Raw genomic sequence first — 14,458 nt, 5'->3', positions numbered from 1 at the left:
AGTCAACGGGGCGATTGTTTTCTGGGAAATTTATCAACAGAGGTAATCTCTACTCAGCCTTTCTGCAATTTTCTGATTTCTGCTTGGACATCGATCGCAATTTGCAATGATTGGTTTAGCAGTTGAGCATATTCGCCTGCTTGACTACTAACTTGTAAAGCTCGCAGACTGGCTAAATTATTCACAAATAACTCTTGGTTATTAGCAAGCAATTTTTTATTATCTCGCAAAATTCGTTCCGTTTTCAGAGCGCGGACTAAATCTTCTCTAATTAGTTGCAAGGCGGCGGTTACTTTATCTCGGTCATGGATACTGCTTTCTACGTTTCCTGATGCTGCCAATTGGTCATTGATATCGATAGCAGCAACTAGGTCATGATATTTATCAACTTCATCTAAAAGTATTGTCAGTCCTTCAGGACAGGTTAATTGTCGCCACAGCCATCGCCCCACTAATATCGGCATTGGCACTAAAATTAGTAAAAGAATTCCTAGTCGAATTGAAGAACCAATTGTTGGCAGAATAATAAAAGCGTAAACAAAGCCCACAATTATTGGCGTTAGCGCTAGCGTCACCAGTATTTCACTGATAAAAAACCCTAATCGCTTTTTGCCATCTCGCAAAATCGAGGGTCGAAAAACGTCTTCTGGATCGAACCCAGTCAAACGTCTTAGTTCCCCCTTACTAATTTCCAAGCCTATTAAGTCCGGCTGCACGTCTGCATACTCCTATGGAAACCCAAGTTGCGTATTCACTCTCTGTGGATTAGACTTTAACCACTATTTCTACGTCCACCAGAGACGTTGTGTTCCCAGTATTACAAATGGATGGCTTTTTACGCACCCGTCCAGAAAAAAGAACTGTGTGAGCTATTTCCTGAGATTCAAACACGTTTTACTGAGCGCGTTGGCTGAATAATGTACACAGCGAGTCTAGCAAAGCTATAGCAAGTATACTGACCAGTTAAGAAATTCAGCCAAAAGGTATGCGGTTGGTTGCTGTTTACTCTATATATGCGTAATCATTTAGTATATCATGTAGAGGAAAAAAATATTCTTTATTATTGATAACAGGGAATATTCGATAATATGGATTAAAAATCTTCTCTTGTGAATGGAATCGATAATATGGTTGATACCCATAGAGCAGGTAAATACGTAGAGCAACTTGCTGGATACAAAGCTTTTATACCTAATCCTTTGCCGCCTAAACCTAAATTATGTATTGACGATGAAATGTTTGAACTTTTATCACAAGCAGATAGAGCGTTAGGTCGTTTAGATGGCTCGACAGACGCTTTACCTAATCCTGACTTATTCGTGTTTATGTATGTTCGTAAAGAGGCAGTATTGTCAAGTCAGATAGAAGGAACACAAGCTTCTTTAATAGATGTTCTTGAATTTGAATCTCGTACAGTAGAACCAGACAACCCGCAAGATGTAACTGAAGTTGTCAACTATATTGCAGCAATTAATCACGGACTCAAAAGATTAGAAAATAATTTTCCTTTATCATTGCGATTGATCCGTGAAATTCATAAAGAATTATTGAGAGAAGGTCGAGGTTCTGAAAAAGGGCCAGGAGAGTTTCGCCACAGCCAAAATTGGATTGGCGCTGGAAAATGTTCTTTAAAAGAAGCTACTTATGTTCCACCTCCACCCCATGATATGCAACAAGCTTTAAGTAATTTTGAGAAGTTTTTACATGACTCTGCCCCAATGCCAGCTTTAATTAAAATTGGATTAGCTCATGCTCAGTTTGAAACAATTCACCCTTTTGAAGACGGTAACGGAAGAACAGGACGTTTGCTAATTACTTTCTTGTTATGTGAAAAAAATATATTAAAACGCCCATTGTTGTACATATCTTATTACTTCAAAAAACACCGTTTGCAATATTACGATTATCTCCAATCTATAAGGGATACTGGGGATTGGGAAAGCTGGCTTAAGTTTTTTCTAAAAGGTGTATATGAAGTTGCTCAGGAAGCATCTACTGTTGCTCGTCAAATAGTTAATTTGAAAGAGGAACATCGTAGAATAGTAATAAAAGAAATCAGCAGTCGCAAGTCAGGAAGTGCTATAGCTTTACTTGAAAAACTTTATTTGCAACCAGTTTTTAATATGGAAGTTGCTCAAGAAATTACCCAATTATCATATGCTAATACTAACAATTTAGTCAAAGAATTATGTGCCATAGGAATTGTGCAAGAAATTACCGGAAATAAACGTAACCGAGCTTTTACTTATGGTCCATACCTATCTATTTTTAACGAGCGCTAACAAATAAGGATTAGTATTTCATATTTGGCAAGATTTCTACATCCTCTAATCCTTTGTTAGCAGAGTTACTTAAGAGGATTTACAAAAGTTTTGCGATGCCATTCGTTTAAGTTGAATTCTCAACACTGGGTCAGTGAGGCATTCTTGCAGAAATGCGTCGGGTGGGGATTCATTTTAATCGGGTTTACCGTGATGATTGTGGTTATATTCAGGAAACCAGTTTTCATCTAAGATTTGTTCTAAAAAGCCAATGGGTATAGAGGGGAATATGTCAATGGTAAGTTGAGAGCGATCGCTTGCTTCTTTTCTTGCATCTTCATAACATTCATCAAATATTTCTAAAATGTAAGATTTGAAGCTAGGACTATCTTTAAAATATTTTTTAATCTCTCTACGAAAAGTCCTGATTTACCCTTTCCAATGTCCTTGATTACGTTCTGGTTCATTATCCCAACACTTGAGTTTTAGTAGATGTTCAAGCAGCTTAATTAATAAACTTTCAATTGTTCGCTTCTCCCGTTTTACCCATAGTTTCTAATTCTTCTAACAAATTATCTAAATCAACAGCGGAAAACTGTCCAGCACGAAGTTGGTTTATAGTTGTCCTCAGCTACAGATAATAATCTTCGTCGTATAAGGTTTGAGTTGCTGATTGGATTATTGGTTTTACCATAGACTAGCCGAACTCATACTATTTTTTTAATTTAGCCAGATCGACTTAGGGTAAATGCCAACTCAGTATGACTTGCACTTGTCCATCAGGTAAAGCTGACATTTCCCATGCACCATCTGGAAGTTCAAAGGCGATCGCATCCATCATCTTAGTACCATAGCCACCTTTTTTGCGTCCATAGATAGTAGATTTTACAATTGAGGCATCGTTGGCGATCGCTAAAATACATTTGGCTCCCTGTTGCTCTAAACTAATACACACTTGGGTAGCAGTACCGTGGGGTGGTTGGGCGTGTTGGATCACATTATTCAGTGCTTCGCGGAAAAAGCGGTAAATTTCCTCTCGATGTTCAATCCAAACACTGTTTAATTCTGGTTCTTGCAGAGGCTGAAGTTCTGTAATCACTGTTAAAGTTAACTTTCCAGAATTGACTAAATCTTGCAGCGTCGCTCTAATTCCGACATCTAACCCTTGTCGTAATGCTGGAGTCACCTCCATTTTCTCAGCTACACTACGAATGTTATACAATTTATCCCTAATTTCCTGCCCTAAAGCTGCCAACTTGTCTAAAATTGAATCTACATCTAAATTAGATTCCAATTCAATTTTGTCCATCACCAACTTCAAATCTTGCAAAGCCCCATCATGGATATCAGAAGCAGTGCGATGAAGGATTTTACGTGTGCGCGAAAGAATCGCTTCTTGTTCAGCCGCCTTTAATTGCGTAATTTGATAGTTTTGCAGAGTAATAACCTCTTTTTGTCGTACCCAAATGAAATAGATAAAAACAGATATCCCTGTTGCTGTCCATATCAATAGAGGCAGAATAATTGATAATATCCACTTACATTTAAAGAGAATTAAACATAGTCCCAAATAACCGCCAAATATTGCCAAAACTAGCCCTAATAAACGCCAATTTTGATAACTAGAAACACTAGCACTAATAAAAACTGCTCCTAAAATAATGATTATCAACTCCAACCATTGCGGCGAAATTTGTAAAAATGAATCTGTCATCAAACTGGCCATGAGGTTGGCCTGAATTTCTACGCCGGACATGCTGTCACCGAAAGGTGACAGCATCGCCATTGTATGTATGTTGTTCCCTTCTGTAAAACCAATGAAAACGACCTTATGGCGTACTTGTTGAGACAGTTGGCTAGGAGACACAACCAAACATTTTTTTTCTTTGTTGGGCTGACAAATAGATGTTAGTTCCAGAGAAGGAAAAGTTCCCCCCTTACCCCAGAAGTTAATCTCTACCTGAGTTGGAATTTTAGCAAGTCGTGAAGAGAGAGGACTTTTTTGCTCTTGTTGTTCAAACTTTTCTAAAGCTAAAAGAGCAGCAGATTTAAAAGTTTTAACTTGATTATTTTCTTCCGATATCAAGAATTGACCAACTAAGTGAGAGCGTCGAGCAGTGCTACTTAAATTTCTCGGAAATTCTGCTTCCGGTTCGTATTCAAAAAATCCCTGAAGAGTATGAGGAGAAATTAAAGGTCGAAGTTGTTCGCCATCAAAAGGGATAAGATGATTATAAATTAAAAAATTTGTTTGTTTATAATTAGAGATTGGATTGGTGCGCGTCACTAAAACAAGTTGATCGCCATGATTTTGCACCAGATTTTTTAGAGGTCTATTTATTGGCTCAGTAATTTTGATAGGGTACTCAAACTCTGGTGGTTCTCGCCAGTCATTGCGGAGGTTCAAAACAACGACAGATGCACCTGCTTCTAAAAGATGCTCAACTAAATCTGCATAGAAAACTCGCCCTATAGATAGCTTTTGATTTGCTAAATCCTTTCTTTGAATTTTTACCAGAATAATTTCTTGAGGCGGGGATTTTGGGTGATGCAATCTCAGCAAAGTATCTTGAAGTTGCAACTCCAATTTCTGAACTAAAGGAATTTGAGAAAAAATGAAATTGTAAAATACACCGCAACCGATTCCTAAGCTGAGAAACTTAATTTGCCAACCTTTGCACCACATCTAGTTACGGTTTGGGAAAGAGACGATAGCGAATAATCCGATCGGGATTATTTTGAGACAAGCTGACTCCTAACTCGTTCCCTGTTTGGACAAACTGCCAAGTTCCAGCATTCACCTTTACAGTTCCATTCAGACCTGTAGAGTTATTTAGCTGGAATGGTGGGTCATTTTTTGATGGGCCAGAGAGGAATTGCACATTGTTGTCTTTAACATTCAATTCTAACTCAACTGTCCCACCTTCACCTGCACCACTGACAATTCTGCCTGTTCCTGACCAAATTTGTTGAGCAAAGGCGGGTGAACTGAGTCCCCACAGCAAAGATACTGTGGTGAGGATAATATGCAGTCTTTGTATAGGGAATTTCATAACTGAGCCTGAAACCTAATAGCTGCTGGATAAATGATGTTCTCACAGTTATCATAATTAGGTTTTTAGATAGGTTCGTAAGTCTGCAAATTAATTTGCGGGGTTTCGCAAAGTTTTCTGCGGTGATCCTCGTAGATTTTCTTGGTGGGTAAAACTAATCTCAGTAAAAGCAACAGGTTAGCCCTCAAGCAAGGATTAATTCAAGCGATTAGTAGAAATATCACTAGTTATAGACTGCTCAAAATACTCAATTCAGATGAATGATGAATAATCAAAACTTCAAGAAAACATCTATCAACTTAGTCAAAGCTTCTCTAGCTGCGGCGACACTGATTACGGCTTCTATCAGTCCCTCCTCCGCTCAAGGAACACCCGGTTGCAAAGCTATGGCTGATCGAATTACCGCAGGATTGAGATCACCCACAAACAACCGTTCTGTAACCGCAACTTATGATTCTTTTTCAGCCAGAATCATTGTTCAATTCGCTGATACAAGTAAGGGTACAACTGATCGCACAGCAGAGGAATCTGCTAAATCTCAGTGGACACCAGCTTTAAACAATCTGCGTGACAGTTTTGGTTGCTACGCTGCCGTCTTCTTCACGGGTGGTGGTAACAACACTTCGACTCAAATGCTTCCATAAATCAAGTAGTGGGGTGAATACGGTTTGGTTAAGGTTATAGGTGGAATTTTATGATGTGTAGAGAAGTTGCATTGCAACCTCTCTACATAAGCATTATCAATAGGCAATTTATCTTATCTTTTCTCTTATCCGAACTGTATTACTTGCCCATCCGTTTTACGTCTCTATCCTTCCCGCCGCTACCAGCCTGGATACCCATCTGTGGAAAAAGGAGCAGGAGAGGAAGCTGAGGTTTCGTCATTACCCATCAGGACGTTGTACATCACATCGGTAATGCCGAGGCGCTGCCAATCTTCGGTGGTGCAATTTACACAGCATTTGAAGGAGGATCTATTTACCGAAGTCCAGATGGGCAAAATCTTGGTGGTGGAGGCCGCACTACGAAACCTTATCCTGGTTCAGCGACAGTAAATAAAATGCTAGTGTGCCAAAATGCTCTTTTTGTCGCCTTTAAGGGGGGATATATTTACCGGAGTCCAGATGGACTAAACCTTGGCGGTGGTGGCAATACTGCAAGGGCGTATAAAGGGACTGGAGAGGTAGAAAGGATGACATGTACTAACAAAAATAGTGTTATCACTTATTTTGTAGGCGGTCAGGTGTATGAGAGTCCAGATGGTCTAAATCTTGGCGGCAGTGGGAACACACAGAAATTGAATTAAAGTTATTTGTAGCGACTGTCTTAAAAATCAAGTGATCGCACTTCCTAGTATATTCAGATCCCCGACTTCTTCAAGAAGTCGGGGATCTAGTCTCCCAGATGACACGATGATTTTAGGCGATCGCACTTTTGATTACACGATGATTTGAGGCGACGCTACATTTATATTAATTCAATAATTCTTAAAAACTAAATGAAATTTGGGCAATTTCTAAGGGTAATAATCCTACTTAATCTTTTAGGATTATTTACAATAAATATTAAATCCGCCCAAGCAAACCCCCAGCAATGTTATCAACAAGCATTACCTACCTTTGCTAATTCGTATACGGCTGATTTAGTAGCATGGATGTGTCAAGGAGCTACATCTACCATCCCAGCCCAATGTTTTAAAGCAGCACTTCCTACTTTTTATGATGATCAAGTTGCCAAAGGAGCAGCTATGGTATGTAAAAGAGCTACATCTACAGCACCAGGAAAATGTTTTATTGAGACTATAGGTACTTTTTATGACTCCGAGTCAGTTGAACGGGCTTTTAAATTATGTAAAGTGAATTCTAATACTTCTGATAGATCGTCTATTAATAACAATTCTAGAGAACTATATAGGTTATGCAAAGTAGCCCAGACAGGCAATGGGAACACTCTATACTACTCTAATGGTCGAATCATGACACTTCATGCAGGAGAAAAGGAAGCAACTTGGTACTATTCCAATGGTCAAGTCATGACACATTATGCAGGAGAAAAGGGAGCAACTTGGTACTATTCCAATGGTCAAGTCATGACACTTCATGCAGGAGAAAAGGGAGCAATTTGGTATTATTCCAATGGTCAAGTCATGACACTTCATGCAGGAGAAGAGGGAGCAACTTGGTACTATTCCAATGGTCAAGTTATGACAAATGATGGTAACTTAATCTCAGAAGAAAAACTGCTTTATCCATGTAGCTATATTGATTAAACATCTTCTGAATAGAAAATACACAAGTTCAATTTCAGCCATGCTTACGGAAGCATAGCCCAAGACATGAAAGCCAAGCCACAGATGTTTCTCGTTGTAGAAGATCACCCGGAGGTAGCCCAAAATAACTGTGATTTTCTCAGAAAATTCGACCCCTCTGCTATTTGTGTCATCGCCAACACTCCCCAAGAAGCACTACAACGTCTACAAATAGAGACACCAGATTTAATTGTCCTTGATTTACAATTTGTTACACCTTCTGGCTCTCAGTCAGCTAAATCTGCTTTCAAACTATTAGAGTTAATTTTTGATGCTTATTCCTCTCTAAATATTCTCATCTATAGCAGTGAACCCAGTTGGTTAATAAAACTTGTCAAATCTATTAATCATCACTGCGGTGGGTTTGTGGTGGTGAATAAGATGGAACGGCGCAAAGCTTTTTTAGAGGGTGTTGAAAGTGCGCTGAATGGAGAATTGAAACTGCCTAAAGAGTTACGTCAAGAATTAAACTTGAATGAGAAAGAGTTGGAAGTTCTCAGGCTTTTGTGTCATGAATCCTTAACAGACCAGGCGATCGCCCATCGTCTTCATATATCGCTCAGGGCTGTTCAAAATCATATCCAACACCTCAAAGTAAAATTGGGTATTGATGAAGTTGAGCAAAAAGATATCAACTCTCGCATCGCCCTATGTATGAAAGCAATTCAGAAAAAATTATTATCATTTTGATTTAGGTTATGATCCTTTATGCGGTCAGCACAAGTTAAGTATCTATTCTAATCAGCTTTAGCATAATGATTGCCGTTATATTCGGGAAACCAGTTTTCATCTAAAATTTGCTCTAAAGAACCAATGGGTATCAAGGGGAATATGTCAATGGAAAGTTGAGAGCGATCGCTCAATAAAAAAGGCAGATAAATCACTGTCGGTTCAAATAAAATTACTGCCGACAACGATTTATTCTGCCTCATGAACAACTAAAACAAACTAAGGATAAAGACCTCTGTCAGTTAGTGCCTGAGCCACTCTACCTACCCCCAGTGTGTAAGCTGCTAACCTTAAAGAAATTTGGCGTACTTGCGACTGATGAATCACCTTGCGGTACGCTTGTACCATTAAATGTTCCATTTCGCGGTTGACACGTTCCTCATCCCAAAATACGTAAGACAGCCCCTGCACCCACTCTAAATAACTCACCACTACACCGCCAGCATTCGCTAAGATGTCTGGTAGCACTGTCACACCCCGTGCCTCTAACGCCAAGTTAGCCTCAAGAGTAACCGGGCCGTTAGCTGCTTCTGCCACAATCTGCGCCTGCACCTGATTCACATTTTCTTCAGTGATTTGGTTCTCTAAAGCCGCGGGTATTAAGACATCACAGGGTAAAGTTAATAAATCTGCATTGCTAATTGGTACAGATTGTGGGAAACCCGCAATACTCTTGCGATTTTCAGCAGCGTAGACTTTCAACTTGGGAATATCAAGACCAACTTCAGAGAATATTCCCTCAGCACTAGTTGAAACCGCGATAATTTTCGCGCCTGCTTCATATAATAATTCTGCTGCGGCACAGCCGACGTTACCGAAACCCTGAATAGCTACTCGCACTCCTGCCAAGGATTTACCTCGAGCTGCTAGCGCCTCACGTACAGTAATCATCACGCCACGTCCAGTTGCCATTTCTCGCCCTAGAGAACCACCAATCGAAAGGGGTTTTCCAGTTACAACTCCTGGTACAGCATGACCAATATTTACAGAGTAAGTATCCATCATCCAAGCCATCTCACGGGCAGAAGTACCCATATCTGGCGCCGGAATATCTACGGAAGGCCCAATATCTTTAATCAACTCACTGATATAACGGCGGCTGATTCGCTCTAATTCGCCAACACTGTAGCGTTTGGGATCTATAGCAATGCCACCCTTCCCACCACCGTAAGGAATACCTAACAAGGCACATTTCCAGGTCATCAGCATTGCTAAAGCGGATACTTCCCGCAGTGTCACAGCCGGATGGTAACGAATTCCACCCTTATATGGGCCTAAGACATCAGAGTGCTGTACGCGGTGTCCAGCGAGAACCTGTATTTCCCCATCATCTAACTTCACCGGAATGGAAACTGTGACAACCTTACGTGGGTGGCTGAGAATTTCCAGCAAACCCTGATTTAAATTTAATTCTTTAGCTGCCGCTTCTAAGTAGCTACAGGCTTGGTCAAATGGGCATATATGCGCTGGAGAAGCAGGTTCTGACAGCAATAGAGATTTTGAAATCATAAAATTTTCTCCTAATCACGGTATTTTTACGAACCGGATATCATCTGTACTTAAGCTTATCCTTTTTTTTTGGAAAAATAACAGTTTTGTAGTTTTTGTTACAGTTTTATGTTTTATATGCTGCTGTATGTGCAAAGCAGTATACGGACTAATACATTCACTCTAGACAATTTAGATTTTCTCTAGTTCGCCCAGTTTCTCGGATGTTGAAATCGCTTCATATTGTCATCAACCTAAGAAACCTAGCCTTCAACTGGAGTGGCTTTTACCTCCTTATCTTTAACCCGAACTCAGGTTGGTTACGATCGCCTTATCTGGCGGATTCCGCCAGATAGCTCAATGGCTGCGATCGCTCTCCATAAATAAAGGCATCGCACTCAGTCGCCTTTTCCTGTAAGAAATTGATCGCTTCCCTAGTTTGATCCAGCCTGTGGTTCTGGTGCATTTGTTCTAGGAGAGTAGTTTACTGCTGTAGACATCGCTTCGCACCGTTGATTGCCTCTTCCTCTAAAGTTGCTATGAAAGGCTTTGCCTGTAATGAGAATTGGCTTGTTAGCTGCCGATGATGTAGGCTTTGACAAAATCTATAAAAAAGGCGATCGCACTGTGATGCGATCGCTTTTTGATCTAGTTTGAACGAAAAATCATCGTTTCAAGCACTTGAAATAATCGAATGTACAAAAAGCTTTGCAATATCGTAACCAGATGAATTTCTTCATCCACTATCAATAATGCTATCGAGTTGGAGTTCAAGATAGATAGTTTTAAATCCGCTGTTGTTTGGGGATTCACCAATTTGGTAAAAACCGCGTTTGAGATAAAGCATCCGGGCTACATAAGAAGAAGGATGTTCTAGAAGGAGGTTTTTACCTTGCTAACGCGATCGCAGCATTCTGTCCTCCAAAGCCAAAACTCAAACATAATACCTGTCGAATTTTACTTAGACGTGCTGCTGTCACGATATCTAAATCAAACTCTGGCTGCTGCAATCCTAAACAAGGTGGTAATATTTGATGCTTTAGGGCCATGAGAGAAAAAGCTACACCTAAAGCTCCAGATGCCCCTAGTGTATGACCTGTGCTTCCTTTGGTGGAACTAACTGGCACGCTTTGGGGAAACAAACGCTGGATTACCATACTTTCCATCTGGTCATTTAGCTGGGTAGCTGTGCCATGAGCATGAATGTAATCGATATCGCCTGGTAATAGACAACTACGTTCTAGACATTGTTTGATAGCAGCGATCGCACTTTTACCTTCAGGTTCTGGTGAATTACTATGATATGCGTCGTTAGTTAAGCCGAAACCGAGAATTTCACCATACACTTTTGCTTGACGCTGCTTTGCAAACTCTGCTGATTCTAAGACAAACACAGCCGCGCCTTCACCCAACACTAAGCCTTCCCGATGTAAATCAAAGGGATAAGCTCCAGTTTTCGCTAAAGCACCCATCTGCTGAAACCCAGCTAAAGTTAGGGGTGTAATCGGTGCTTCCACTGCACCTGCGATCGCCTGTTGACATTGCCCAGTTTGTATAAGTAAAGCTGCTTGGGCAATAGACCAACTTCCAGTAGCACAAGCTGCCATTGGTGCCAAAACTATCCCCGATGCACCGATTTGCCTGGCAGCTGCGATCGCATTCATCTGAGGTAATCTATCTAGCCAATTTCCAAAAGAGGACAGAGGCACATGGGGAGACGGGGAAATTTGCCGCATCTTTGCATTTCCATACATTTGCCTTGCCAGCATTTCCCAAGACGCTTGATAAGAACGACTCGATCCAATGACTACAGCACAATCAGCTAAAGGTGGAACTAAGCCAGCATCTTGCAAAGCAGAAGCAACAACCATCTGAGTTAACATTGTCAACTCAGATGGTTGTTGATTAATCAAACCTAGAGGAAGTGGTGTAAGTTCTGGAAATGGTTGATGTAATCGAATTCCAGATTTACCTGCCAGCAAATTTTGCCAACTATCCTCTAAGCTTCCACCTAAAGCGGAAATTAAACCAATACCTGTGACTACAACCTTCAGCAATTTAGGAGTTAAAAATTAGGAGTTAAAAGTTAGGAGTTAGGAGTTCTTTTATTACTTCCCCTGCTCCTCTTCTCCCCCTGCTCCTCCTACTTTCCGGGTGTTTTCAGATTTTCAGCACCTTGGGTGACTTTAGCAGAGTCAATGCGATCGCCTTGCTGAATTTTGTTTACTACATCAAAGCCTTGAGTGACATTGCCAAACACGGCGTAGTTACCATCCAAAAACGCTAGATCCGCTAAAGCAAAGTAAAACTGGGCAGAAGCAGAGTCTGGTGGTTGCGATCGCGCCATTGCTACTGCACCCTGTTTATGGGGTAATACGACGGGTTGCGCAGTAGCATCAAATGGTTTATTGTAAATCGGAGTATCTGAACCTTTGGGCTTAACTTCTAAAGGTATATAACGAGCATTTCCCGTTTTTGGGTCAATATAGCTACCTGTTCCTAGTCTATCTGCTGGAACTTTCGGGTCTTTGCTTTGAGGATCGCCCCCTTGAACTACAAACGGTTGGGGTTCGCGCACAACTCGATGGAAAGCTAAACCATCGTACACACCCTTTTGCACTAAATCTACGAAGTTGCCGGCTGTAATAGGGGCATTAGTGCCGTCTACTTCGATAGTAATCGGTGAACCTTTAACCGTGATTACTACAGTAGCTTTGCCTTCGAGGCGCGGTAAATCTGCCAGTCCAGGAATACTCTCACTACTAGTTTGAGATACAGATGTTGCTTCACTAGTCGTCTGGGTAGTCGAGGTAGCTGTCGAGGTTGGAGAAGACGTATTAGAAGCGAGTTGCTGTGTTGAACATCCTCCCAACATTAAGGCACTAATAATCACAAGAGAAAACAAAAATTGTGAAATTTTTAACCGCATTGCCTGTTACCGATTTAACCAGAGTATCTTATCGTTTTGAGGGGCATTGGCATAAGAGGCAGAGGGGCAGGGAGCAGAGGGGAAAGAGGTAATTTTTATTCTTTCCCTTGCCCCTTGCCCCTGCTCCCCCTTTTCTTCCCTCACTCCCTTACAATCCTTCTAACGATACTCCCAAAAAGCGGGCTAACTTTGCGCCTTCTGTTTCCAACTCTGTTAAAGATAAGGGTTGTCCAACCCGTGTTAAGGGTATATCTCGCCGTCCCTTAATGCGTAGATAGAGGGCGCGACGGGGGTTAAGACCTTCTTTTACGTCTATTAGTACAGATTGGACATCTTCTATGCGGCTATCAATCTGAATTCGGCGGTTTTTGCCAGGAAATCCCCAGCGGAAGATTTTGATTGCACCAGTTTCCCGATCAAATTCGTTGTAACCGCCTCCAACATCCAATAAAATTACTAGCCACAGGTATATGGCTAATAGCAAGCCAGCTACACCATATAACCCCATCACTAATCCTTGGGGGATGAATACCAGTTGAGTAGGATCGGAAACTATGAGTAAATTAACTTTTAAATAACTGGATATTCCAGCCAATAAAAAACCGCTTGCTCCCAAGGTAACGATAGTTGCCCACCAGTAGTTACTGAACCGACGAGAACCGAGAACATTTTGGTGCAGGATGCGATCGCCTTTGTTAATCGTTGTTGATGTCGTCATTGAACTACCATTGCCCGTGAGATACTCGCTGTCACATACAAAGCACACTGAATGCTTTTGCATAGAGTGGTGGGTTCCTGTGCCAATCCGGCTATTGCTTAAGAGGCACCCAGAGCTATATTTGAAGTCCACGGGAACCCTGCCGCAGACTATAAATTTTTCACTTTGTACCCTACAAATTTTACTGTCCCAGATAATGCTGGCTTACTTGTACTACGGGACAAACCACTTAGGCTATTTGTATTTAGTCAAGATGTGCCAACTTCTTTTCTCCTTGTCTAATATTTCACATAGGTTTTCCAGAGGTGTATCAACAACCGTGGCTGGCGAAGTGACTATCCGCATTTTACCAAACATCGTTGACAAAAACTCAGCTGCGCCCTTCCATGTTTCTGCTACGGATATAATTTTTTAGGGAATGTTGTACTATTTTTTCACTCAATGCCTGATAAAAATTCTTTCTCCCTGCCCTTCTGCCCCCCTTATTCCCTGCTACCCTTTCCCTGCCTCTTTTTGACCTCTTGACATGAGTTACCTACCTACGTCCATCTGCATTAAATTTTTTCAGATTTCTGAGAAAAGTTGTGTCAAATTGTAAAAATTCTGATATTCATATTATTTATAAGGTTCGTGTTTCATAGCTCATTTGCTTTTGCGTATCAGGCAAAAACCCTGAGTAGTGTGATAAGTTAAGAATCATTAAGTTAACACAAGCTAGATTACTAGCCGATGTTACGTGTAATGTCATAACCCTGAGAAATAATGACTTAACTAGTCAGCAAGCTCTCAGAATCTCAGTTGGTTAAAAGCAGTTGAGATTGTCAAAAAAAACGTTAATTCCTCACGGCAGTCGGTTACACTGGCTCCCGGTACAGTCTTAGAAACGTTGCAATTTTAGTAAAAAAAGAGGATTTTGCTCTAATGACCATCGCAGTTGGACGCGCGCCCAGTAGAGGGTGGTTTGACGTTCTA

At 40.9% G+C, this 14,458-nt stretch carries 13 protein-coding genes and 2 pseudogenes; 5 read left to right on the top strand and 10 right to left on the bottom strand.

The genetic code is table 11. The annotated features are described in order from the left end of the window. Positions 1 to 53: 53 nt before the first annotated feature. Positions 54 to 716 carry a hypothetical protein gene (locus ACFE93_RS08120; protein WP_375472828.1) on the bottom strand — a complete coding sequence of 221 codons (663 nt, stop codon included), beginning with the start codon at positions 714 to 716 and terminating at the stop codon, positions 54 to 56. Between the two features lie 411 nt (positions 717 to 1,127). Between ACFE93_RS08120 and ACFE93_RS08115 the strand changes: the two genes are divergently transcribed. Beyond that, positions 1,128 to 2,282 carry a Fic family protein gene (locus ACFE93_RS08115; RefSeq protein WP_375472827.1) on the top strand — a complete coding sequence of 385 codons (1,155 nt, stop codon included), beginning with the start codon at positions 1,128 to 1,130 and terminating at the stop codon, positions 2,280 to 2,282. A 174-nt stretch (positions 2,283 to 2,456) separates the two neighbouring features. On the opposite strand, the pseudogene ACFE93_RS08110 reads toward ACFE93_RS08115, so the two are convergent. From ACFE93_RS08110 to ACFE93_RS08100, 3 genes and pseudogenes are all read right to left on the bottom strand, one after another. Beyond that, positions 2,457 to 2,892, bottom strand: a pseudogene (locus ACFE93_RS08110) (DUF29 domain-containing protein). A gap of 108 nt (positions 2,893 to 3,000) precedes the next feature. Beyond that, the gene (locus tag ACFE93_RS08105) at positions 3,001 to 4,947 is read right to left on the bottom strand and encodes a CHASE2 domain-containing protein (protein ID WP_375472826.1); all 1,947 of its coding nucleotides are present in this window, start codon (positions 4,945 to 4,947) and stop codon (positions 3,001 to 3,003) included. A 4-nt stretch (positions 4,948 to 4,951) separates the two neighbouring features. Next, on the bottom strand, positions 4,952 to 5,314 hold the full coding sequence (locus ACFE93_RS08100; RefSeq protein WP_375472825.1) for a hypothetical protein: 363 nt from the start codon (positions 5,312 to 5,314) through the stop codon (positions 4,952 to 4,954). A 260-nt stretch (positions 5,315 to 5,574) separates the two neighbouring features. On the opposite strand from ACFE93_RS08100, the gene ACFE93_RS08095 reads away from it, so the two are divergent. Then, a complete protein-coding gene (locus ACFE93_RS08095) occupies positions 5,575 to 5,958 on the top strand; it encodes a hypothetical protein (protein WP_334704707.1) in 384 nt (127 codons plus the stop codon). A gap of 179 nt (positions 5,959 to 6,137) precedes the next feature. On the opposite strand, the gene ACFE93_RS08090 is transcribed toward ACFE93_RS08095, so the two are convergent. Further along, complete coding sequence (locus ACFE93_RS08090; RefSeq protein ID WP_375472824.1) at positions 6,138 to 6,314, bottom strand: hypothetical protein; 177 nt, start codon at positions 6,312 to 6,314, stop codon at positions 6,138 to 6,140. Positions 6,315 to 6,374: 60 nt separating this feature from the next. Between ACFE93_RS08090 and ACFE93_RS08085 the strand changes: the two genes are divergently transcribed. The 3 genes from ACFE93_RS08085 to ACFE93_RS08075 all read left to right on the top strand — a co-directional run bounded on the left by ACFE93_RS08085 (position 6,375) and on the right by ACFE93_RS08075 (position 8,312). Beyond that, complete coding sequence (locus ACFE93_RS08085; protein WP_375472823.1) at positions 6,375 to 6,620, top strand: hypothetical protein; 246 nt, start codon at positions 6,375 to 6,377, stop codon at positions 6,618 to 6,620. Positions 6,621 to 6,812: 192 nt separating this feature from the next. Beyond that, positions 6,813 to 7,583 (top strand): hypothetical protein, encoded by a 771-nt coding sequence (locus ACFE93_RS08080; RefSeq protein ID WP_375472822.1) that lies wholly within the window; start codon positions 6,813 to 6,815, stop codon positions 7,581 to 7,583. A 66-nt stretch (positions 7,584 to 7,649) separates the two neighbouring features. Continuing rightward, the gene (locus tag ACFE93_RS08075; protein WP_375472821.1) at positions 7,650 to 8,312 is read left to right on the top strand and encodes a response regulator transcription factor; all 663 of its coding nucleotides are present in this window, start codon (positions 7,650 to 7,652) and stop codon (positions 8,310 to 8,312) included. 47 nt (positions 8,313 to 8,359) lie between these two features. Here ACFE93_RS08075 and ACFE93_RS08070 read toward each other — a convergent pair. From ACFE93_RS08070 to ACFE93_RS08050, 5 genes and pseudogenes are all read right to left on the bottom strand, one after another. Then, positions 8,360 to 8,482: pseudogene (locus ACFE93_RS08070) on the bottom strand (DUF29 domain-containing protein); the annotation flags it as partial. Between the two features lie 88 nt (positions 8,483 to 8,570). Then, entirely contained in the window at positions 8,571 to 9,860 is a 1,290-nt protein-coding gene (locus ACFE93_RS08065; RefSeq protein ID WP_375472820.1) for a Glu/Leu/Phe/Val dehydrogenase, read from the bottom strand. Positions 9,861 to 10,726: 866 nt separating this feature from the next. Then, the gene (locus tag ACFE93_RS08060; RefSeq protein WP_375472819.1) at positions 10,727 to 11,896 is read right to left on the bottom strand and encodes a beta-ketoacyl-ACP synthase; all 1,170 of its coding nucleotides are present in this window, start codon (positions 11,894 to 11,896) and stop codon (positions 10,727 to 10,729) included. 86 nt (positions 11,897 to 11,982) lie between these two features. Next, on the bottom strand, positions 11,983 to 12,768 hold the full coding sequence (locus ACFE93_RS08055) for a peptidylprolyl isomerase (protein WP_375472818.1): 786 nt from the start codon (positions 12,766 to 12,768) through the stop codon (positions 11,983 to 11,985). A gap of 148 nt (positions 12,769 to 12,916) precedes the next feature. After that, positions 12,917 to 13,486 carry a photosystem I assembly protein Ycf4 gene (locus ACFE93_RS08050; RefSeq protein WP_375472866.1) on the bottom strand — a complete coding sequence of 190 codons (570 nt, stop codon included), beginning with the start codon at positions 13,484 to 13,486 and terminating at the stop codon, positions 12,917 to 12,919. Between the last annotated feature and the right edge of the window lie 972 nt (positions 13,487 to 14,458).

The organism is uncultured Nostoc sp., assembly GCF_964247315.1.
GTDB lineage: Bacteria > Cyanobacteriota > Cyanobacteriia > Cyanobacteriales > Nostocaceae > Nostoc.
Note: the sequence above shows the minus strand (reverse complement) of the source record. Positions and strands in the feature narration are given on the sequence as shown.

Excerpts from the sequence above, each read along its gene's own strand:
- ACFE93_RS08050 (WP_375472866.1), bottom strand. The coding sequence starts at position 13,486 with ATGACGACATCAACAACGATTAACAAAGGCGATCGCATCCTGCACCAA.
- ACFE93_RS08085 (WP_375472823.1), top strand. The coding sequence starts at position 6,375 with ATGCTAGTGTGCCAAAATGCTCTTTTTGTCGCCTTTAAGGGGGGATAT.
- ACFE93_RS08055 (WP_375472818.1), bottom strand. The coding sequence starts at position 12,768 with ATGCGGTTAAAAATTTCACAATTTTTGTTTTCTCTTGTGATTATTAGT.
- ACFE93_RS08080 (WP_375472822.1), top strand. The coding sequence starts at position 6,813 with ATGAAATTTGGGCAATTTCTAAGGGTAATAATCCTACTTAATCTTTTA.
- ACFE93_RS08075 (WP_375472821.1), top strand. The coding sequence starts at position 7,650 with ATGAAAGCCAAGCCACAGATGTTTCTCGTTGTAGAAGATCACCCGGAG.
- ACFE93_RS08095 (WP_334704707.1), top strand. The coding sequence starts at position 5,575 with ATGATGAATAATCAAAACTTCAAGAAAACATCTATCAACTTAGTCAAA.
- ACFE93_RS08065 (WP_375472820.1), bottom strand. The coding sequence starts at position 9,860 with ATGATTTCAAAATCTCTATTGCTGTCAGAACCTGCTTCTCCAGCGCAT.
- ACFE93_RS08105 (WP_375472826.1), bottom strand. The coding sequence starts at position 4,947 with ATGTGGTGCAAAGGTTGGCAAATTAAGTTTCTCAGCTTAGGAATCGGT.
- ACFE93_RS08115 (WP_375472827.1), top strand. The coding sequence starts at position 1,128 with ATGGTTGATACCCATAGAGCAGGTAAATACGTAGAGCAACTTGCTGGA.
- ACFE93_RS08100 (WP_375472825.1), bottom strand. The coding sequence starts at position 5,314 with ATGAAATTCCCTATACAAAGACTGCATATTATCCTCACCACAGTATCT.